This window comes from Mesobacillus thioparans, assembly GCF_965138835.1.
GTDB classification, from domain to species: domain Bacteria; phylum Bacillota; class Bacilli; order Bacillales; family Cytobacillaceae; genus Mesobacillus; species Mesobacillus thioparans.
The window spans coordinates 15,698-36,543 of sequence record NZ_CBCSFH010000006.1; the positions used below are offsets into that span (position 1 = coordinate 15,698).

Here is a 20,846-nt window from a genome sequence, read left to right on the forward strand (position 1 = left end):
GGCCCTTCCCTCTTTCCTTAGTATGAGGAATTATGCGTCTAATATTTCTTGCAGGGACTAATGCTTGATTGGCTCCTGATATAATTGGAGCATCTATAATCATGCAAAACAAAAAAGCCCCCAGAGGCTAAAAGATATCAGCCTTGTGGACTTTTGGATCATCGTCACACAAGCTTCATCTTCCTCTTCTGCAACGCTTGCGAAGTTAGCTGTCGGATTAGGGCTCAGAATAGCCCCGCCTTAAGAATAAGGCTTCACCCCAAGTGGACGTATCCACAAAATTGGTTCCCCCGCTCCTGCCGGATTTAGCGATTTAGAAATATGAAACTCATTCTGTTTTAGGTTCCAGAAATATGAAACTGTTGTAATCATACTCCTCCGCATTTCGGTTGTAAACATGAAAAGGAAGGCAAAAATGACGTATTCCATTCATTTTTTTCCAATAATGACAAAATATCAATGAGTTTCTCACTGAATCGCTGTTTTTCTTTGTTTTACACTCCCGTTAAGTCAGTAACCAATCTGTCCGCCCTTGGGACGCGGTTTATAGTCGGGGAATTAAAGGTAAATAATAGGGTTATCAAAACTGTTTGGAGGTGGTTTCGGATGAAAGCGATGATTATATTGAATCCTTCTTCAGGAAAAGAAAAAGCGAATGATTATGCAGAAAAAATAGAAGAAACCTTGCGAAGCAAATATGAGGAAATAGAGATCAGAAAAACGGAAAAAGAGGGCGATGCCGCTGCATTTGCGACCGAAGCCTGCGTTGGTATGTATGATGCAGTCATAGCTATGGGCGGCGACGGAACAATCAATGAAGCCATCAACGGACTAGCCGAACAAGAACACCGGCCTGCTTTTGGGATCATTCCGCTCGGGACAATCAATGATTTTGCCAGGGCGCTCAATATCCCGTTGGACCCTTATAAAGCAATTTCAATTTTGGAGGAACAAAATCCTCGTCCTGTCGATATCGGCAAGGTTAATGAGTCTTATTTTGCTAATGTTCTTGCCGTTGGAGCGATTGCAGAAGCCTCTTATAATGTGAGCGCCGAACAAAAAACCAGGCTCGGTCCACTGGCTTATTTTATGGAAGGAGCTAAGTCCTTCCTGAATGGTGAAGCGATTGAAATCAGTGTAGAACACGAAGGCGGGAAATGGGAAGGAGAAACCTACCTTTTGCTAACAGCCCTGACAAATTCCGTTGGCGGATTTGAGGCACTTGCTCCTGAAGCAGACGTAAATGACGGTGAATTCCATACATTTATCATCAAAAAGCTATCCATCCCAAAAATCGCTACACTCATCCCTTCCCTTTTAAAAGGAGAATTGGAAGAAAGCAAAGAGGTCGAATATATACGTTCATCCTATCTGAATGTAACCTCCGACAAAGCGCATGTGGTGAATATCGACGGAGAAGAAGGAGAACCGCTGCCGTTCAGTGGAAAAGTCCTCCCGGGTCATCTCGATATTTTTGTGCCATCTAATCAAAAAACCTGAACAGGGACTTCACCCTGGCTCAGGTTTCTTTAAGTCTTATTTTACACTTGAATCAAAGTTATAGAAGAACTTCGCTGTGATGGAGCCATCTGCATTTTCCTTGATGCCGGTTACATGGATACCGGAATCAGCAGGTGTAGCACCGTAACCTTTCCAGAAGTAGTAAGATCCTGTGTGTACATTCCCGGAAACAGGAGTGATCTTGCTGCCAGACTTGAAGAAGTCACCAGCATCACCGCGGTTAAGGTTCTTCTCAAGATCATATTTCCCGTCTGCCTGCAGGACAGATAGGCCGTAGTGAGTTACCACATCGCCATTGCTTGCCGTCTGTGATTGGTTGTACTGGAAGCGCTTGTTCATCCAGTTTTCAACGTTGTTCGGACGGAATCCGGCTGTCTGGTAGAGGTTGATGACATTTTCATCAACATGCCACGCAACTAAACCGTGAGCATCTTTACCCTGACGGACCATACCTTTGTTGAAGCCATCCTGCTGCATGTTTTCAAACAGGAAGTATTCAGTGCCATTCGAACCCGGAACTTCCATCTTGACGATTCCGTTGTCAGCAGTTGCTTTGTTTACAGCTGGTAAAGTGATTTCTTTTACACCACTTTTAGGTGTTACTTCGATTGGATTAGCCCATCCCAGGAAAACCTTTGAGAATGGATCGAAGTGTGTCGGTGAGTTTCCGCCGTACTCAGCTTTATCCGGATAGCGCATCCATGAACCGCCTGCCATCATCGAGTAGTTTCCTACACCTTCTGATGAGTACAGAGTGTCATAGAAATCAGGCAATCCTAAAGCATGTCCAAATTCATGGGCATAAACGCCAGTCTGCACGGGGAATGGACCTGTTTTCGCTTCTTCTTTATACGTGTTAGTCGCTGCATCGAAACCTGCTACGTTACCGCCGATTCCTGGCTGGATGTTGTAGTTGTTCACGACTACGCCATCATAAGTCATATCTTCTTTAACCGTTTTTCCAATCCATTCTGACTGGCTCATGCCAGCATAAACATCTGCAGGCTTTCCAGTTTCATAGTATTTTCCATAGTAAAGCGCGCTGAGCAAGCTCCACTTGTGTGACCAGAACTGTGCCGGGTCACGGCTGTATTCAGCTCCAGTACCTTCATGGATCACGAATACGTTTGGAACTTCGCCATCTTCATCTGCATATTTTGAGAAATCGACTTGATCATCTGCTGCTTTCAACAGGTCACGGATGAATTCGCCAGTATGGGCGTCACCGTTTACGTTGCCAAGCTTGTACACTCCGCCTTCAGCATATGTTCCTTCCTGATCAAGGTAGTAAGACGCTCCCTTAGGAAGCTCAACCCATACAAAGTCGGTATCTTCTTTGCGGACCAGATTGGTTTTTCCGTAACTTGATTCCTTATATGCATTCTGCATCGTTCTGTCTTTTGGAACATCTGGGCCATCATACTTTTTGAATTGCTCCAGTTCATACGGATTGTACTCTTTACCGAAAATGAGGTCTTCGTAGTAATGTGGCGGAACCTGCCCTGGCATGTCGCCAACCGGTTCATCTCCATCCTTATACTTTGCCAGAATGACCAGTACCGGAATGTCGCCATTTGCTTCCTTGTATGCAACATGATTGTCGCCCGGCTGCTGGAATTTCGCACCATTATTTGCGATTTTCTCTGCAGGATCAACCTTTGAAATATCGATTCCTAATTCCTTCGCTCTATCAACAAGCTCAGGAGCAGCACCTACATGGTGAGCAAGGCTTAGTTCATATTTACTTTGCTGCTTAACCGCGTAATCATTTGCATTAACACCCGCAAACACTGCGCTGCCCGCTAAAGCAAGGGATAGTGCCGAAGTTGAAAGGACTTTTAACAATACATTCACTCCCTATTAGAATATTTCCATTTCCTAAATAATATAAAATATTCAGTATATTCTAAATAGGGATAAATGCTTATTTAATAGGTTTTCCGATGTGCCGAAAGGCTTAATTCTATGGTTATTTTTATAAAATTTAACTACATTACCCTAATAAACCATTTAAAAGATTACTTCTACTTATCTTAAGTTTTTACTGCTTATGACAACTTTTTTTAGCCCTACCTGACTTTTGACAGATTGGAGATATTCATCATGAAAGCTGTCAAAATAACGCTGCTTTCTTGGCAACTATGAGCCTTTCCTCTTGAAACCTGTCAAAATAACCAACGCTCGTCCAAAAAAAAAATAAAAAGACTCCGCCACAGCGGAGTCTTTACGATAAATGAATTTTAAAGGATATCCATCCAGATTTTGATTGCTGTACCAAGGATTAGTACTGCGAGGATGTATTGAAGAATCTTTGTGTTTACTTTTTTACCAGCGTTTGCACCTAATGGTGAGGCGATCAGACTTGCCACAACCATGATCATTGCTGGCACGAAATCTACTTGGCCAGTGGCAATCTTACCTACTGTTGAACCGATAGATGAAATGAATGTGATTGCCAGTGAAGTGGCGATCGTCATCCTTGTTGGGATTTTCAAGACGACGAGCATGATCGGTACCAGCAGGAATGCTCCCGCTGCACCAACGATACCGGCGCCAACACCTACGATCAAAGCGAAGAATGCGGCAAGCCATTTGTTGAATGTTACCTGGTCGAGCGGGATGTCATCGACGTTTTTCTTAGGGATGAACATCATGACGGCTGCAATCAATGCAAGGATACCGTATACAAGGTTGATGCCGCCTTCAGACATGAAACGGGAACCGTAGCTTCCGATCAAGGAACCAACAAGGATTGAGGATCCCATGTAAATGATCAATGTCTTGTTCAGGTATCCGCCTTTACGATAAGCCCAGACACCACCGATGGTCGCGAAGAAAACCTGGACCGCGCTGATCCCTGAAACCTCATGGGCGCTGAATGCTGCAAGGCCGAACAATGGCGGAATGTATAATAGCATAGGGTATTTAATGATTGAACCGCCAATTCCAACCATCCCGGATATATAAGAACCGATAAAACCAATTAAAAATATAACGATAATAAATGATAAATCCATCAGGTTTCCCCCTTAATTTAAATAACTGAACTCTATAATCTTTATAACCACAAGAAAAGGGAGACAAGCTCTCCCTTCGTTCAATTAGGCCTTCTTCATCCAGAACTTGAACACACCGTTTTCTTCTTCGTGCTTCAGTAGTTCGTTTCCAGTTGATTGTGCCCAGGCTGCAAGATCTTTTACAGCGCCTTTATCAGTTGTATGGATTTCAAGTACGTCTCCGGATTGAAGATCAGTGATTGCCTTCTTTGTTTTTACGATTGGCATTGGACAAGCTAGTCCTTTTGCGTCTAATACTTTTGCTACGTTCATGTAAAAATCCTCCTTGGTTGTATAAAAAGTTGTATTTTCCGGGGAGCAAAGCCCCCCCTTGCCTGATTTATCTTACCGCACAGCGGTTTGGTCCAATTTCCATTTCTCTTTGTTTTTCATCGTCTGGGCTGATTTTACCCATATTTGTTTCACGGATTTCCTGATATGCATTTGGCTGCGGTGGCAGGTTCTCCGTTACAAGTCTGCGGAATTCAGCCTCATCTTCGATATTCAAACCGTGGTTCTTTGCAAAAAGAGTACCTAATTTTTCAGATACGCTGCCATCTTCGTTCAGCTCTTCGATGATCATGAAGTGTGCTGGAAGAACAACCAGTTCATCAGAAAGCTGCTTGTAGCGATTGTATAGTGAGTTTCTTAAATCTGCTACCCAGTCTTCCGCTTTACCAGCCAGGTCAGGACGTCCAATTGAGTCAATGAATAGTATATCTCCTGACAGAAGATATTTTTCATCTACCACAAATGAAGTGGAACCGATTGTGTGGCCTGGTGTGTAAAGCGCGTTGATGTCGATGTTCGTTTCACCAATTTTAACGTTATTGCCATCTTCTAGAGGCTGATAGTTGAATGTTACTTCGTCAGCATCTTTTGGAGGTAGCCAATATGTTGCTCCTGTTGCTTCGGCAATTTTCCTGCCGCCGGAAATGTGGTCTGCGTGCAGGTGAGTATCGAATACATGCTTGATTTCAACGCCAAGCTCCTTAGCGAAGTCAAGGTATACATCTGTCATTCTTGTAGCGTCAATCAAAGCAGCTTCACCGTTTGAAACAACTGCATAAGATAGGCAGCCTTTGCCGATACGGACGAACTGGTACATAGATCCGCCATCATTAAGCTCTCCAACCTTAACTGGCTCAAGGTGTTCGCTCCATGCTTTCATTCCGCCTTGAAGATAAGATACTTCGCGGCCAGCTTCGTCAAGCATTTCAGCGACCATCACTGAAGAACCTTCTTTTGCGCAGACAACAAGTACTTCTTTGTCAGTTGGCACTTGATCAAGGATTTCTTCTACTCCATCCAGAAGATCGAAGTATGGGATGTTAAGGTATTCGAAGTTCTCGCCTTCGATTTTCCAGTCATTGAAGTCGCTCTCGTTACGGACATCAAGGATGAATAATGGTTCTTTATCGAATACTTTCTTTGTTACTTCTTTAGACGTCATTGCTTTCATAATCTATTGTACCTCCCTGGGTATGATTTTTTCTAAAAAAAATAATTACTGTACTTTCGTTTCAGTTGGGCCATTCCATTCAGACATGCCTGGTACGACGTTCCAAACCTTATCGAAGCCTTTGCTTGCAAGTGTCTGTGAAGCTATGTCACTTCTGTTCCCTGTACGGCAGACAACAAGGATGGTCTTCGATTTATCTAGTTCTTCAATTCGGTTTTCAAGATCGCCGAAAGGAATCGAGACGGCATTTGGAATATGTCCAAAGGCATATTCAGCTGGTTCCCTTACATCAAGGACTAGAACATCTTCGTTTGCTTCAAGCTTCTTCAGAACCTCTTCGTTGGAAACAATGTTCTCGAATTTGGTTTCTTCCTGCTCTTCACCTGAACCGCCTTTGCGGATGTAGTGCTTAAGAACATCGCCTTCTTCAATCGTTCCAAGGTACTGGTTGCCTGAGCTCTTGGACCAGGCCTGGATATCTGCCCTAGAACCTTTATCCGTTGCAAGCACTTCTAAAACCTCGCCCGGATTCAAATTATTGATTGCCTTCTTTGTCCTGACGATTGGCATCGGGCACGCAAGGCCTTTTGCATCGACAGTTGCATTCGTTTTTACAGTTTCCATTTATTGACCTCCAATTATAGTATCAATTGGCTGTTATGACCTTGTACAGCCGGTCTATTAGATGAACAGGTTGACGTTGCCGTTTTCCGCATCAGCCAGATACGCTGCTACCCCAGCAAATTCGACACCTTCCATAATTTCTTCTTGTGTAAGACCAAATAAGTCTACAGTCATTTGACAGGCAACAAGCTTTACGTCCTGTTCCTTGGCCATTTCGATCAAATCCGGAAGCGGCATTGCATTATGCTTCTTCATGACGTCCTTGATCATTTTTGGTCCGAAGCCAGCGTAGTTCATCTTGGATAATCCCAATTTGTTCTCGCCTCTTGGCATCATCTTGGCAAACATCTTTTCAATGAAACCTTTGTCTGCCTGGATTGGCTCATCCTTCCTTAAGGCATTCAAACCCCAGAAGGTGTGGAAGATTGTCACCTCATGATCATAAGCCGCTGCGCCATTGGCAATGATGTAGGCTGCCATGACCTTGTCATAATCCCCACTGAATAAAATGATTGTCGTTTTTTTCTGTTCTCCCATTATCTAACTCCCTCTCTTTAATTACGGTAATGGGTATTTTAGACGGCAAAAAAATATAATATCTTTTCTAACGTGATTACAGTGTTAAATACCTCACAGGGTATATCTTATAAAATATTCATCCCATTGTCAACCGTAATTATGAATTTTTTATGTCTTTTTTCATCCGAGAATGTATTAAGCCGAGAAAAACCGCAGCCAACACGGATATAACCATCATATGCACCGCTCAGCAAAAGTTGATAAGAGATTCCATAGATATATTAAAAAAACAAAATGGATGTCGGTTTTGCTATGCGTTTCTATTTATATAGAAGAAATTAGTTTTTTGGTATAAAAATGAAGATACAATTTGAAAGGATTTTTAAATCATCAGAAGAAAATAAATGCGGAAAAATAAAAAAAAAAATCAAAGCCTGGCATGAAAAATCTTTAAATTAGCAGATTGTAAAGATTGTGCTCCAGGCTTTTTAGTCTTCGTCAAGCATTCTATATTTAACAGTTTCATCGTATAGACCGTTTTTCTTGCTCCATGCCCAAATCATCCCAGCAGAAGCGGTGAAGGCGATCATGACGATAAGTAAAATCCATGCTCCCGGTGCCATTTCTACACCTCCTTTTATATTATCATCATCACTATCGAATTACTCTAACAGAAATTCCGGAAACCGTCCAGAGTATATTTAAGGGGTTGTAAAATAAAAACCATCGGATTACAATGTGGTCAAATAATGAAGGAGGTACAAAAATGGACCATCAATCCCTTGGCTTTTTCTTCGATCTCTTCTATTACATCGGAGTGCCCATCCTGATTATCTTCATCCTTGATACACTTCGTAAAAAGAATAATAAAAATGAAGAACAAAACTAAAACTTCCCCAACAGAGCGAATGAAACTCGCTCTGTTTTTTTTTGCCATAAATGTTAAAAAGGGCTCATTTTTACCAGCTAGACAGCTAGTATAAAACAATTGGATAACACTATAAAAAAGTTGAATAACTTTATTTCTTATTGGGATGTATCATGTAACATAGCAGATTGTGAAGAAATTGTGAAATTTATGTGGTTATTTTATGAACAAGGGAGTGTCAAAATGTTTACAGACGAAAAATGGAGTTCTTCGAAGAATTGGTTCATTGCTGCTGTTTTCTGGATCATCATCGGCATGAGCATGGGACTTCTTACTGCAACAAAACAAATCTGGCCAGAATTGTTGAACAATCGCTGGACAACTTACGGACATATTCGTTCGGCCCACGTCATGCTCGTCATCTATGCGTGGTTATCAATGGCTTATGTAGGATCGATGTTCTACATGATTCCCAAGCTCGCCAAAACTACCGTTTATAGCGAAAAGCTGGGGAATTTTTCACTAGTATTTTATAACATTGTCATTTTGGAAGGTTTCTTCGCATTGCTATTCGGACAGACTTCTGTCATCGAGTACGGAGAATTCCCTCTCTGGGTTGACGTCCAGCTTCTTGTCGCAATTGGACTTGTAGCTTATAACCTTTTCAAGACGGTTGGACAAAGGACAGAAAAAATGCTTTATGTCAGCCTTTGGTATTTCCTCGGCTCATTGCTGTGGCTGCCGTTGACATGGATTGTCGGAAACTTCCCGCCACAATGGATTCCAAGTGGCGTACAGCAAGGGTTGATGGGCTGGTTCCTTGGACATAACGCAATCGGCCTCTGGATGACAACAGTCGGTGTCGGACAGATTTATTACCTGCTGCCAAAGCTGACAGGACGTCCGCTTTACAGCCACCAGCTATCCATGATCGGATTCTGGGCAATCGCTACCTTCTATGTATGGAATGGTCCTCACCATTTGATGAATGGCCCAATTCCTAGCTGGATCTCAAAAGCAGGTGTCATTCCATCAATCGTTCTATTAATCCCGGTTTGGGCCGTTTTGGCTAACTTCTGGGGAACGATGAAAGGTTCATGGTCACAGACAAGGACGAGCGTGCCGCTTCGTTTCACGATGGCCGGTACGATTTTTTACCTGTTCGCTTGCCTGCAGGGACCACTGCAAGCTCTGCCATCTGTAAGTTCAGTCATTAAATTTACACACTGGACAGTCGGTCATGCGCATATGGGACCATTCGGCGCATTTTCTTTCACATCGTTCGCAGCAATCTACTACATCCTGCCAAAGATCGTAGGACGTGAAATGTTCAGCAAGAGAGCAATGGAAGCACACTTCTGGTTCTCTACTGTCGGTTTCCTTGTCTTCGCATTCTCTTTATGGATCGCTGGTGTCGTCCAGGGATTCGCATGGATCGAAGGCGTGCCATTCCTGCAGACTGTAATAATGATGGAACCATACGTACAAGGCCGCGCAATTGGCGGAACTATGATGTATGTAGCTCAGTTCTTCTTGGCATGGAATATGTATAAGACTATTAAACTTGCAAAACTTGAGAAAAAACAGCAAGCACAGCAGCAAGCTGCTACTGCTTAATGAGGAGGGAACACGTTGGAACGTAAACCATCAGCTGTACTAATCGTTGCATTGATTTTATGGATGTTCGGTGTAGCCGGAACGGTCATCCTTCCCCTCTTTGACAATGAAATCAACTCTGCGACTGCAAGCGGTGAACTCCGCAACTATCCAGAGGATTCTGCTGAAGCAAGAGGAAGAGACATCTATATCCAAAACGGCTGCCAGACATGCCACACACAATTTGTCAGGGCATTGCCAGCTGATACGAACCAAAACCTTGGACCAGTATCAAAGGGCGGCGACTACAAATATGATTTGCCACATCTTTTAGGTTCTAATCGTACTGGCCCGGATTTAATGTGGGTTGGCCTGAAGTATAACGAAGACTGGCAGCGCCAGCACTTGATTGATCCTCAATCAACAAGCCCAGGTTCTATCATGCCATCCTTCGATTACCTGACCAATCAGGAACTCGATGACCTTGTCGCTTACTTGATGGGCCTCAAGCCAACAGAAGAAAGATTGGAAGAGTACCAGAAAGAGCGTGAAGAAGCAAAATCAACAAACAATAACTAAAATCCATTAAATGCTCATTGCCTTGAATCCCAGCGATTTAAGGTGATGAGTCCCTATAACAGCATTTAAAGGCAGGTGTAAAACATGAAAAAAGAATATCAGCAACATGATAGCAAAGATGAGGATATTGTCTCCGGTATTAAAATTGAACACAATAAGGTGCCGAAACTCCTGGTAGCTGTATTTTATGTTGTGGCCATCTGGGCGATTGGCTATGCGATCTTCATGCCTGGAAAGCTTGCAGTCGAACCTGCGGCGGCTCCACAGGATAACAAGGGAGAGCTTATTTTCACAGGAACATGCCTGAACTGCCATGCTACTGGTGCTGCCCCTGACTTGAAGGGTGTTACGGACAGGATGTCGGAAGAAGACATTAAAAATGTCATCAAAAAAGGCCGCAACACGATGCCTGCAATTGGACACCTTTACACAGAAAAAGAGATCGACAAGGTTTATGAATATTTAGAGGATTACAGATAAGGAAAGGAGGATTTACGTGGGTAAAACAATAACTAGATGGGCATTTTTCATCATTATTTTCACACTGCCGTTCTGGAACGGTTTCCGGATGGACATCGACAATGAAAAGCTTTACTTGTTCGGCTTCCAATTATCCTACGAAGCTGGCTATTTATTTTTCGTTTTCTTATTCTTGTTCCTGATGGCTTTCCTTGCACTGTCAATGATCGTGTACAGGGCTTTTTGCCAGTATGCATGCCCGCATAATACCTTCAGCATGCTTTTGAACAAAATTGAAGCGAAGCTGGGTGACAAAGGCAAAGCAGTTACATTCCTGCTCGCTTTGGTTGTCAGCATCTTCATGGCTTACTCGACTGTGAGTTACTTCTATAACCCGATGACAGTCTGGGATTCACTCGCCAACTTCAAAATGGATAAATACTTCTTCCTTGTCACTTCCACGGCGGCTCTATACACAGCGCTGTCTTACAAGGCAAGAAACTCTTTTTGCAAGGTCTGCCCATACGGACTTGCCCAGGGCATATCACGTGTGGATGACAAAACAAAATGGCTTACACATCCTGGAGTATGGATCACATGGGGTACAACAACTGCCCTTGTACTTGTCCTGCTTGTTGGATGGTTCTAGTCAAATTTCAAAGCGAGGTGAAAACATATATGAAAAAGATCTTGAAACTATCTGCATTCGCTTTACTGGCCGTCTCACTTACAGCATGTTCAGAGGCCGCAGTCAAGGATACATCACTTGATGATAAAAACAGCAAGGAACTTCCTCCACTCCATGAGGACTATTCTTCTAACTGGTGGAAAGATCAGCCGAACGGAAACGCAGATCCCAATACGAAGTGGGATGGCGAAGGCTGGATCCTGTCATCCAACGAAGTTAGTAATGGTGTTGCCATTGCTGATATCAAAACCGGAAATCCGGTGAAGTATATTCAAACTTCCGGCACACCGCACCATGTTCATTTAAATAAGGACCAAACATGGGCTTTTGCCACCCAGCGTTACGGAACAAGCGTACTCGCTATCAACATGGAAACACTCGAGGACCATAATATCGATTTCCCTGGCTTCGACAGCGATCCAGCCCCTCAGCACCTGACTTTTTCAAGAGATGGAAAATACGCCTTCACCTCTTTGAATGCAGTCGGCGCAGTAGGCATGATCGATGCTGAAAAAGCCAAGCTTATTAAAGTCTTTAAAGATGTAGGTAAAAAGCCAAGGGATATGAATGTCACCCCTGACGGAAAGAAATTGTTTGTCAGCCTTCAGGCGGAACCTTACATCACTGTCATTGACATCGAAACTGGTGAAATGAGACATCTTGAAAGAACTGAAACGGACTATGGAAAAGGAACAGGCTCCGGACTTGATATGTCAAACGATGGAAAGTTTGTCGCCGTTTCCAATACAGCTGATGATGAAGTCGCGATTTACGACTCTGAATCAGAGAAGCTTCTCAAGAAAATCGGGGATATCCCTAAACCAGTTAATGTAAGCTTCATGGGTAACACTCATATTCTTGCGACTGGCAACCGTAATGATGGATCCATCTCGATTATGGATGCAGAAAAATTACAGCTCCTTAAGACGATTAAAACAGGCCCAGGAACAAATATTCCTTATCTCGGTCCGGACGGATACTGGTACACTTCCCAGAATGGTGCAGGCTATCTGACTGTAATGGACCCTGAAGACAACTTTAAGATCGTAAGGAAAATCTGGGGTGTCCAGAATATCCACTGGCTGAACTGGAGTCCGGATGGCAGCATGATGTTCGGATCCAACTGGGGTGACAAGACGCTCACAAAGATCGACTTGACGAAGAAGAAAGACTTCAGAACCACCATCCAAGTTGGGTTGAACCCTAATGGAATCGCGATCAAGTCAAATGTTCCAAAAGAGCAGCTAGTAAAATACCAAAAAGAAATCAATGCAGAAGAAGCAAACCGGATCAAGAAAGCTTCAACCCTCATCTTCCCCGATGCAAGGGATATCAACGAAGAAGCCTTCCTTGGCACTTGCCTGCAGTGCCACGATATCGGACGGATCATGAGAAACAACAGTAAAGGCCCTGAAGCATGGACTTCTGTTGTTGACCGGATGAAGGGGAACGGAGCAAAGATGAACGATGAACAAAGACAGCAAATCATCGATTACCTTGCTTCTGACCAGCACAAGTCACTCTCTATTCAAACCGAACTAGAGGCTGAACTTGCGAAAGAGAAGAAGGATAAAGAATAACAAAGAACAAAAAGCGCAAGCGCCTCGTTCAGCCCCGACAAGCGCTGGAGGGCCGACCGGTGAAGTCGTTCTTTGACTTCATTGGGCGGACCGAAGCGACTCGAGGGGCTAGGCGCTGGAGCTGGATTAAGATAACCTATTTAGTTATCCATAACGAAATTATTTTAATAATTTCTTAATCAATGAAAAATCCTAATGCCCTCTTTAACAGGAAGCATTAGGATTTTCATCTAGATTTCTTATATGGTCCCATACTCGTTCATGGAGGACTGACTTGAACTGCTTATCCTTCCTCAACAGGTAGAATGGGCGGAAACGCTCCCTGTCCTTGAACGGACTGACAATTAGCTGCCTGGATTGGACCTCGGGACAAATGGCAAGCTTTGAAAAGACGGCGACGCCAAGGCCACTCTTGACCCCTTCCTTGATGAGTGTGTTGCTGTTATAAACAAGGACGGATTGCGGTTCGATGTTCAGACCTTTCCATAAGTCCAGCGTTGCCTGTCTCATCGCGCAGCCTGGTTCACGGATCAGCCACGTCATCTCTTCAAGCATGGCAGGATCCTGGTTTTCAGGATTGACTCTGAGCTGCGGGGACACGCCAAGAACGAGCAAATCATCAAAGAATTCATGGGAAATAAAATCATATCGTCCAGCTTGTCCCTCAACAAGAGCAAGGTCAATTTCGGATGCATAAAGCAAATCTGTTATTTCGACGGATGTTCCGATTGTGACCTGGATCTGATGGCTTGCAATATCAGGATTCAATTTAATGATATCCTGGATCATTTTGGATATGAGGCATTCACCAATTGTATTGCTGCAGCCAATCTTGATTGTTTCACTGGTATTTCCTTCAGCCAGGAGGTTTTCCAGTTTCTCATTTAATGCCAGGAGCTGCTGCCCATGCTCATACAGTGTTTTACCTGCCTCTGAAAGCTTTATTTTACGGTTGGCCCGGATGAACAGCTGCTTATTATAGTAGGTCTCCAACTGGCTGATCTGATGGCTGACTGCTGGCTGGGAAAGGTTCAGCATCTTACCTGCCTGGGAGAAGCTCTCATATCTTGCCGCTGCTATGAATGTCTTAAGATGTTCCAGATTCAATATGATCGCACCCCTTTACTAATAGATTGGAGGGAAAAAAATGAAGAAATTAGATATCGCCGTTACAGTCATCGTATTATCAGTATTCATTTTCGGTTTAATGTACTTCACCAAAGATGATTCCATTAGCTATCGCGATGTTAAATTCGAAATCGCCTCAATGGTCATTTTATCTACTGTATCCCTGTTCACTTATTTCGGCATCAGACGAAACTTGAATCATTAATTGGCATTATACCATACAGGGTTTAGATGTGTAGATAAACTTTAAGAATGAAACCTGGGAGACTTCCTGGGTTTTATTTTTTTTATTCAGACAGTATACTAACAAGCGAGCGGGATTATGATTTCTTTCGGCATCACAGAGAAAAAAATTGAAAGTCACACTCAGTCATTATACAATAAATCCATGTATATACCAACAGGGGTATAAAAGGAGTTCTTTCTTCATTAATCCTTAACAAAGAAAAGCCAATATAGTTGATAGAAAAGGAGTGATCATGAATATGTCAGATATAGGTTTATTTTTTGCTTTTACCGCGGGGATCCTATCGTTTTTCTCCCCTTGCGTTTTCCCTCTCCTACCTGCTTACATAACTCATTTGACAGGAGGTAAGATTGAGGGGTCAAAGGTCGCTGTCGATCGGGCTACGCTTTTTACCCGTTCATTCGGATTCATCATTGGCTTTAGCCTGATTTTCACGATCATGGGAGCTTCGGCATCGTTCCTCGGACAGGTTTTCGCCAATTACAGAACGATCGTTATGCAGATTGCCGGTTTGCTGATCATCATTTTCGGCTTGCAGATGGCCGGCTTGCTGAATATAAAATTCTTGATGATGGAAAAAAAGGTTCATTCCGAAACGAAATCGAAAGGCGTTTTCAGTTCTGTATTCCTTGGCATGGCGTTTGCGAGCGGATGGTCACCGTGTGTCGGGTTGGCTCTATCCTCAATCCTGCTGCTGGCAAGCTCGTCCGATACTTTATATCAGGGAATGTATCTGCTGACCTCTTACTCTCTTGGAATGGCTGTGCCTTTCCTGGTCATTTCTTTCGTCATTTCCTACTCACTGAAAGCCATCAAGAAGATCAATAAATACTTATCAAAGCTCGCTTTTGTAAATGGTATGATCATGGTAGGCATGGGCTTTCTCGTTCTGTCGGGCCAGATGCAGAAAATCAGTGCATGGCTGTCAGCATACAGTTTATTCCAATTCTGATCATAACAGGATCCATTTTAATGCCTGAAGGAGTGACCTATTTTTGTGAAGAAAGAACTGATCGGCAAAAGTGTATTGGTAGTTGAAGACGATCCGAAAATAAGGACGCTTGTCAAAATCTATTTAACGAATGAGGGCTATGAGGTTCTCGAAGCGGACAATGGAATTGACGCCCAGGAAATGATTGAAAAATATGATCCCTGCATCCTTATCCTTGACCTGATGCTTCCTGGCAAAAGCGGTGAAGAAATATGCCGCTGGCTGCGGAACGATCTGGAAAGCATGATGCCTGTCATCATGCTGACTGCAAAGGCTTCTGAAAAGAGCCGGATCGAGGGGTTCAATCTTGGCGCTGATGATTATGTGGTAAAACCATTCAGTCCGGCTGAGCTTATGGTTCGGATTCAAGCAGTGCTGAGAAGGACGGCAAGCAGATGCGGGAAGCTGACCTTTACCGGGCTGACCCTCAAACCGGCAAAAGGACAGGCATTGGTTGATGGCGAACCACTGGATTTGACCAATTTTGAATTCAGGCTTCTCCATATGTTCATGCAGCATCCTGGACAGATCCTTTCGCGGACGCAAATACTTGATACCATCTATGAAAATAATGAAAAGGCCGTGACGGAGCGGACAATCGATGTCCATATCAAGAATCTCCGTGAAAAAATCAAAGAAAAAACGCCGAAGGATTATATTCAGACAGTAAGAGGAATGGGGTATAAATTTGCGGCGAATTAAAAGCATCGCGAACTTGTTAGTATCCAAGCTGGTTGCGGTCAACAGCGTCGTCATCCTTCTTGTCATCATGCTGGCCGGGATATCGGTGAAAGATTATGCCTGCTTCCTCGTCAATCATGAACAGGTGACCGGCCAGCAGCTCGTTGAAACACTGAATTCATTCCTGATCAAAGTGAGTGTCATCGCTTTTATCGCGGCAGGTCTTTTGCATTACTTTTCCGTGAAAAGAATCGTCAAACCCGTTAAAGCAATGGCGGCCGCGGCTAACCAGGTGAAAGCAGGTACGATTCCTTCGAAGATTGATGTGCCGGCAAGCGGGGAACTCGGGGAACTGGTCAAAAACTTCAACAGCATGACCGAAACCCTTTCGCTTGTCCAAAAAAGGCGCGAAGAAATGTTAAGGGATATCGCCCATGAATTAAGGACGCCGCTGACGAATATCAATGGGTATCTTGAGGCCCTTCAAAATGGTGTCTTGGAAGGCGATCAGGAACTGTTCGGTTCCCTTCTCGATGAGTCCAGACGAATTACAAGGATTGTCGATTTGATCGCTGAGCTAGATGCGTGGAGTCAGGAGTCCCATCTTCCCGAAAAGCAATTTGAGGCAATCGATATGAAACAAGTATTGGCTGAATCGCTTGCAGCGTTCCACCTGAAGCTGTCGAGCAGGTTCGAGACATTCAACCAGCAGATCGAAAACGGTCCCGTCCTGGGCCATAAAGATGGCTTGAAGCAAGTCCTCTCGAATCTGCTGCAAAATATCATCGATTATGACACCGGCGGACACCTATCCATACAGGGACGTCGTGATGGTGCAGACTATAGAGTAACTTTTTCCCATGAAGGTGCTTATATCGATTCGGAAAATAAAGAGCTTATTTTCGAACGTTTTTACAGGCTTGAAGAATCCCGAAGCACAAAAGCGGAAGGGGCCGGTCTCGGACTGGCGATCGCAAAGAGTATCATCGACGCTCACCAGGGGCAAATAGGACTTGATACAGATGGGCATAATCACTCATTTTGGATCAGGCTCCCTCTCCATGACGTTTCTTAATCAATCCTTAACAATACGATTACATACTGGACTGTAAAAGTAGTTTTCGAATTCAAAGGAGCGATTTACATGCAATTTACTTATTATAATGAGAAACTGATCGGAGAAATGGAATATGGTTTCCTGCCGATATCTCCGAATGCAGAACTTGGATACAGGCCTATGGAACTGTTTGTATCCTCATTGACCGGCTGCAGTACTGCGGTGCTGGCAAATATTCTTGTCAAAAAGAGAATAGACTATAAAAGAATCGACGTAAACGTATCAGCAGTCAGGAACCCGGATGAAGCAAACCGGATTGAACGATTGACATTCGAGGCTGCCGTCCAGACTGATTCATTGGATAAGGAGAAACAAGCTGAGAAGATGTCCGCCCTTGTCCTGAAAAATTGCGGCATGATCCAATCTGTCATTGGAAGCATCGACATCCGCTATCAGATTGAATTCACGCCAGACCAGCCCAAAAAAGGTGATGTTGCTTGAATTATATAACGATTGGCAGATTCACGCTGCCGGCAGACTTGCTTGCCGCGTTTGCTGCCATATTTATCGGGGCCCTGATCTACCGGGCCAGGGAAAAAAAGAGCATTGGTGATTGGTATTGGAACAGCTTCTTCATTTACATAGCCATCTATAAGTTAAGCTATGCCGTTTTCAATTTCAAGATGTTCATTGATACCCCCTTCTCCCTCCTTTATTTTAACGGTGGCACAGAAGGCCAGACCCTTGGTTTCGCAGGCATTGCAGCCTATTTATTTTGGGTTGAAAGGAAAAAGGACAACACGGTCAATGTGAAGGAATATCTGCGGGCTTATTTCCTTTTCTTTTTGCTCTATTGGACCGGGCTATTCGCATTTTCAGAGGAGTTCCTAGCTGCTGGCATACAGGCACTCCTGGCGGTAATCTTTGCAGCGTTTTATTTTAAAAGAGTGGAGCTATCGAAGGAATATGCTATATTATTCTTGATGCTAGAAGCACTCGTTCTCAGTCTTTTTTCGAATTTGCTTTCAGCAGAAAACCTGCTGATCTTTGCACTTGGAATTTATCTGCTAGTATTTCAGCGTTTTAATAAGGAGGAATCACCGCATTGAACAAAAATCTTTTATCATTCGCGATATTGGCACTGGCTGTCGTCATTTTGGTCGTGAACATCTGGAAACCAGGCTCGACTGAAGGCGAAAAGAAAACAACAGCCCCTTCGGAAGAATCGGTCGAAACTACTGAGGATATCCCGGGTGCCAAGCTGTCTTCTTTGAAAGAAGGCGCAGAGGCACCTGAGCTGGAATTGAAGACCCTGGAGGGAGAGACAATCAAACTGTCGGATTACCGCGGCAAAAGGGTGATCTTGAACTTCTGGGCAACATGGTGTCCTCCATGCAAGGCTGAAATGCCCCATATGCAAAATTTCTATGAAGACTACCACGATCAAGGCGTTGAAATCCTCGCAGTCAATCTGACGAGCATGGATAAAGGTGTAGATGAAGTCCAGAAATTTGTTGATGAATACGGTTTAACCTTTACCATTCCTTTGGATGAGGAAGGAACCGCAGGAACAACCTATCAGGCATTCACCATCCCAACCAGCTACATCCTCGATGAAAACGGCGTGATCACCAAGAAAATCGTCGGACCGATGGATGAGAAAATGATGAAGGAACTCACAGGGGTTAAATAGGAAAAGTCACGGCATAGACCGTGACTTTTTTGATGTTTTACTGAAGGTGCTTCTTCTTTAATGGACATTTTGTTGCCGCATGGCCAGCGAATTGTCCATTAAACCCTCTTTCTTGGACATTTTGATGCCGCTCCGCCTTCGAAATGTCCATTAAACCCTCTTTCTTGGACATTTTGATCCTGCAACGCCTTCGAAATGTCCATTAAACCCTCTTTCTTGGACATTTTGATGCCGCTCCGCCCTCGAAATGTCCATTAAACCCTCTTTTTTGGACATTTTNATCCTGCCACGCCCTCGAAATGTCCATTAATTTCTCTTTCTTGGACATTTTGATGCCGCTCCGCCCTCGAAATGTCCATTAAACCCTCTTTCTTGGACATTTTGATGCCGCATGGCCAGCGAATTGTCCATTAAATCTTCTTTCTTGGACATTTTGCCCCTGCCGCGTCCGCGAAATGTCCATTAAAATCTCTTTCTTGGACATATTGACCCTGCAACGTCCGTGAATTGTCCATTAAACAAAAGCGGTCTAGATGCTCAGGATTTTCGGTTCTCCTTCGGCTTTGAATGCTCCGTTTTCATTTAGGTATTGCTTAATAACATCGACCGCCTGGACGCCGTGATAGGTTTTATTGCTTTCTGCACCTTTGAACAGCTGTTTCCCGCCGCCGGCGATTTTGTATTTCTTTTTCAGGTCGAGTTCCTTGCCGCCAACGAGCAGCTTCTGGATTCTGTTGCCTTCGGGGTTGTACGGCTTGAATGCCATGAACAGGCCAGAGGATCTCAGTATATATCCGCCCTTTTGCTTGAAAGGATCCCTGGAGAATACCATCTCCAGATTCTTCTCGAGGGCATTCATCAGCTGTTCACCACTCATCTTCAGCGTGAACATTTCAGGATTTGTCGGGATGATGGTATGCAGATCGTATTCGGTTATGTCCCCTGGCTGAACAGGTGTACCATAACGCCAACCATGGGAAAACGCCAAATCGCAGTCATCTAATACATGCAGATAAGCGTCGGTGATCAGCTGGTCCATCGGTGCTTCGTTCAGGGTCATCCTGTGTAAAATCGACTCCGTCCTGCCTACGACATTTTCCCGCTCCTTCCTGTAAGGCTCGAGGATACCGGCAATGATACCTTCCATTTCCTCATCCACAGGAAAGCTCTCATCGATTGTTACCAGTTCATACTGATAATCCTCTATTTTTCCCCCTTCAAGCTGGATATCCAGCTTTCCCAGAAAAGAAGCACTGGATCCAGCCTGAACGACCAGTGCACCATTCACGGTGATTGGTTGTTCAATCCGGTCATGGCTGTGACCGGATAAAATGAGATCAATACCATCTACCATGGTTGCCAGTTCAACATCGAGCGGGAGACCCATATGGCTCAGCAGCACAATCAGATCCACCTTGTCTTTTAACTCTTCTACACAACTACTGGCCTCTTCCACCCCTTTTGTGAACGAAAGGCCTTTAGAAAAGCTTTCAGGCATGGTCTCCTCGACATATGGATAAGTCAGTCCAATGACTCCTATCTTGACGCCATTCAATTCTTTAATCATATAAGGCTTTAAAAAGGATTGATTGGAATCCTGATCCTTTACGTTACAAGCAACAGCAGGGAAAGGCAGAGCATCCGCCAGGGAAGATAATTGCTCTTTTCCGTAGGCGAAATCCCAATTTCCCGGAACCCAGCCATCCAGTGCCATCTTTTGCAATGCCGGAATCAGCGCTTCGCCTTTTGAAGCAACCAGAGGGAGTGTCCCATGAAAGAGATCGCCGCCATCAAGGACTAAGACATTGTCATTTTGCGATTTCAATTCCTGGATGTACTTTGAAATCCTCGGGAAACCGCCTATTTTCCGGAGTTCGGCCTGGTTTTCTTTCCAGAATAGTTCGTGATGAAAATCCATGCTTCCATGAGTGTCGTTTTGCTGGATGATCGTCAATTTGGTCATAGTATCCTCCTTTTAATCGATGATTTCAATTCAAATTAATTCAAAGCTTTTTCCGTAAACGTCCTGATTGCATGATGCTTATGGAAAAAGCCTTGTTATTAAAAAGGAGTACCCTCTTCGTAAGGTACTCCTTT

Annotated in this window: 23 protein-coding genes and 1 riboswitch; of the genes, 14 read left to right on the top strand and 9 right to left on the bottom strand. The window is 43.9% G+C overall.

All coding sequences use genetic code 11. The features are described from left to right. Positions 1-178: 178 nt before the first annotated feature. Positions 179-321: riboswitch (cyclic di-AMP (ydaO/yuaA leader) on the bottom strand. Between the two features lie 285 nt (positions 322-606). Beyond that, positions 607-1,500, top strand: coding sequence for a diacylglycerol/lipid kinase family protein (locus ACNAZ4_RS11340; protein WP_415814521.1), 894 nt, complete (start codon positions 607-609; stop codon positions 1,498-1,500). Positions 1,501-1,536: 36 nt separating this feature from the next. Here the strand turns inward: ACNAZ4_RS11340 and ACNAZ4_RS11345 are convergent, their stop codons facing one another. From ACNAZ4_RS11345 to ACNAZ4_RS11375, 7 genes are all read right to left on the bottom strand, one after another. Continuing rightward, positions 1,537-3,366: a M6 family metalloprotease domain-containing protein gene (locus tag ACNAZ4_RS11345; protein WP_415814522.1), complete on the bottom strand. Its 1,830-nt coding sequence runs from the start codon at positions 3,364-3,366 to the stop codon at positions 1,537-1,539. 395 nt (positions 3,367-3,761) lie between these two features. Further along, a complete protein-coding gene (locus ACNAZ4_RS11350) occupies positions 3,762-4,538 on the bottom strand; it encodes a sulfite exporter TauE/SafE family protein (RefSeq protein WP_415814523.1) in 777 nt (258 codons plus the stop codon). An 84-nt stretch (positions 4,539-4,622) separates the two neighbouring features. After that, positions 4,623-4,850, bottom strand: coding sequence for a sulfurtransferase TusA family protein (locus tag ACNAZ4_RS11355; RefSeq protein WP_144478685.1), 228 nt, complete (start codon positions 4,848-4,850; stop codon positions 4,623-4,625). 67 nt (positions 4,851-4,917) lie between these two features. Next, the gene (locus ACNAZ4_RS11360; RefSeq protein ID WP_415814524.1) at positions 4,918-6,039 is read right to left on the bottom strand and encodes an MBL fold metallo-hydrolase; all 1,122 of its coding nucleotides are present in this window, start codon (positions 6,037-6,039) and stop codon (positions 4,918-4,920) included. Positions 6,040-6,084: 45 nt separating this feature from the next. Then, positions 6,085-6,663 (bottom strand): sulfurtransferase TusA family protein, encoded by a 579-nt coding sequence (locus ACNAZ4_RS11365; RefSeq protein ID WP_415814525.1) that lies wholly within the window; start codon positions 6,661-6,663, stop codon positions 6,085-6,087. Positions 6,664-6,720: 57 nt separating this feature from the next. Continuing rightward, positions 6,721-7,200: a DsrE/DsrF/DrsH-like family protein gene (locus ACNAZ4_RS11370; protein ID WP_415814526.1), complete on the bottom strand. Its 480-nt coding sequence runs from the start codon at positions 7,198-7,200 to the stop codon at positions 6,721-6,723. A gap of 470 nt (positions 7,201-7,670) precedes the next feature. Further along, on the bottom strand, positions 7,671-7,805 hold the full coding sequence (locus tag ACNAZ4_RS11375; protein ID WP_415814528.1) for a hypothetical protein: 135 nt from the start codon (positions 7,803-7,805) through the stop codon (positions 7,671-7,673). A 143-nt stretch (positions 7,806-7,948) separates the two neighbouring features. On the opposite strand from ACNAZ4_RS11375, the gene ACNAZ4_RS11380 reads away from it, so the two are divergent. The 6 genes from ACNAZ4_RS11380 to ACNAZ4_RS11405 all read left to right on the top strand — a co-directional run bounded on the left by ACNAZ4_RS11380 (position 7,949) and on the right by ACNAZ4_RS11405 (position 12,952). Beyond that, positions 7,949-8,071, top strand: a complete 123-nt coding sequence (locus ACNAZ4_RS11380; protein ID WP_415814529.1) for a hypothetical protein — start codon at positions 7,949-7,951, stop codon at positions 8,069-8,071. A 222-nt stretch (positions 8,072-8,293) separates the two neighbouring features. Further along, positions 8,294-9,667, top strand: coding sequence for a cbb3-type cytochrome c oxidase subunit I (locus ACNAZ4_RS11385; protein WP_415814530.1), 1,374 nt, complete (start codon positions 8,294-8,296; stop codon positions 9,665-9,667). A 15-nt stretch (positions 9,668-9,682) separates the two neighbouring features. Beyond that, positions 9,683-10,225 (top strand): cbb3-type cytochrome c oxidase subunit II, encoded by a 543-nt coding sequence (locus tag ACNAZ4_RS11390; RefSeq protein ID WP_415814531.1) that lies wholly within the window; start codon positions 9,683-9,685, stop codon positions 10,223-10,225. Positions 10,226-10,309: 84 nt separating this feature from the next. After that, positions 10,310-10,705, top strand: coding sequence for a c-type cytochrome (locus ACNAZ4_RS11395; RefSeq protein ID WP_415814533.1), 396 nt, complete (start codon positions 10,310-10,312; stop codon positions 10,703-10,705). Between the two features lie 16 nt (positions 10,706-10,721). Further along, positions 10,722-11,333, top strand: a complete 612-nt coding sequence (locus ACNAZ4_RS11400) for a 4Fe-4S binding protein (protein ID WP_415814535.1) — start codon at positions 10,722-10,724, stop codon at positions 11,331-11,333. 29 nt (positions 11,334-11,362) lie between these two features. After that, positions 11,363-12,952 (top strand): beta-propeller fold lactonase family protein, encoded by a 1,590-nt coding sequence (locus tag ACNAZ4_RS11405; protein WP_415814536.1) that lies wholly within the window; start codon positions 11,363-11,365, stop codon positions 12,950-12,952. A gap of 204 nt (positions 12,953-13,156) precedes the next feature. On the opposite strand, the gene ACNAZ4_RS11410 is transcribed toward ACNAZ4_RS11405, so the two are convergent. Further along, on the bottom strand, positions 13,157-14,059 hold the full coding sequence (locus ACNAZ4_RS11410; protein ID WP_415814538.1) for a LysR family transcriptional regulator: 903 nt from the start codon (positions 14,057-14,059) through the stop codon (positions 13,157-13,159). 40 nt (positions 14,060-14,099) lie between these two features. Between ACNAZ4_RS11410 and ACNAZ4_RS11415 the strand changes: the two genes are divergently transcribed. From ACNAZ4_RS11415 to ACNAZ4_RS11445, 7 genes are all read left to right on the top strand, one after another. Further along, positions 14,100-14,285 carry a hypothetical protein gene (locus ACNAZ4_RS11415; protein ID WP_283904073.1) on the top strand — a complete coding sequence of 62 codons (186 nt, stop codon included), beginning with the start codon at positions 14,100-14,102 and terminating at the stop codon, positions 14,283-14,285. Positions 14,286-14,559: 274 nt separating this feature from the next. Continuing rightward, a complete protein-coding gene (locus tag ACNAZ4_RS11420; RefSeq protein WP_415814539.1) occupies positions 14,560-15,279 on the top strand; it encodes a cytochrome c biogenesis CcdA family protein in 720 nt (239 codons plus the stop codon). 45 nt (positions 15,280-15,324) lie between these two features. Further along, on the top strand, positions 15,325-16,020 hold the full coding sequence (locus ACNAZ4_RS11425; RefSeq protein ID WP_415814540.1) for a response regulator transcription factor: 696 nt from the start codon (positions 15,325-15,327) through the stop codon (positions 16,018-16,020). Further along, positions 16,007-17,074 (top strand): HAMP domain-containing sensor histidine kinase, encoded by a 1,068-nt coding sequence (locus tag ACNAZ4_RS11430; protein ID WP_415814541.1) that lies wholly within the window; start codon positions 16,007-16,009, stop codon positions 17,072-17,074. Before ACNAZ4_RS11425 ends, ACNAZ4_RS11430 begins: the two co-directional genes overlap by 14 nt. Positions 17,075-17,143: 69 nt before the next feature. Then, positions 17,144-17,557: an OsmC family protein gene (locus ACNAZ4_RS11435; protein ID WP_415814542.1), complete on the top strand. Its 414-nt coding sequence runs from the start codon at positions 17,144-17,146 to the stop codon at positions 17,555-17,557. Next, the gene (locus ACNAZ4_RS11440) at positions 17,554-18,165 is read left to right on the top strand and encodes a hypothetical protein (RefSeq protein ID WP_415814543.1); all 612 of its coding nucleotides are present in this window, start codon (positions 17,554-17,556) and stop codon (positions 18,163-18,165) included. Before ACNAZ4_RS11435 ends, ACNAZ4_RS11440 begins: the two co-directional genes overlap by 4 nt. Further along, positions 18,162-18,749, top strand: a complete 588-nt coding sequence (locus ACNAZ4_RS11445) for a peroxiredoxin family protein (protein ID WP_415814544.1) — start codon at positions 18,162-18,164, stop codon at positions 18,747-18,749. Before ACNAZ4_RS11440 ends, ACNAZ4_RS11445 begins: the two co-directional genes overlap by 4 nt. 529 nt (positions 18,750-19,278) lie before the next feature. On the opposite strand, the gene ACNAZ4_RS11450 is transcribed toward ACNAZ4_RS11445, so the two are convergent. Continuing rightward, entirely contained in the window at positions 19,279-20,712 is a 1,434-nt protein-coding gene (locus ACNAZ4_RS11450) for a bifunctional metallophosphatase/5'-nucleotidase (RefSeq protein WP_415814545.1), read from the bottom strand. Between the last annotated feature and the right edge of the window lie 134 nt (positions 20,713-20,846).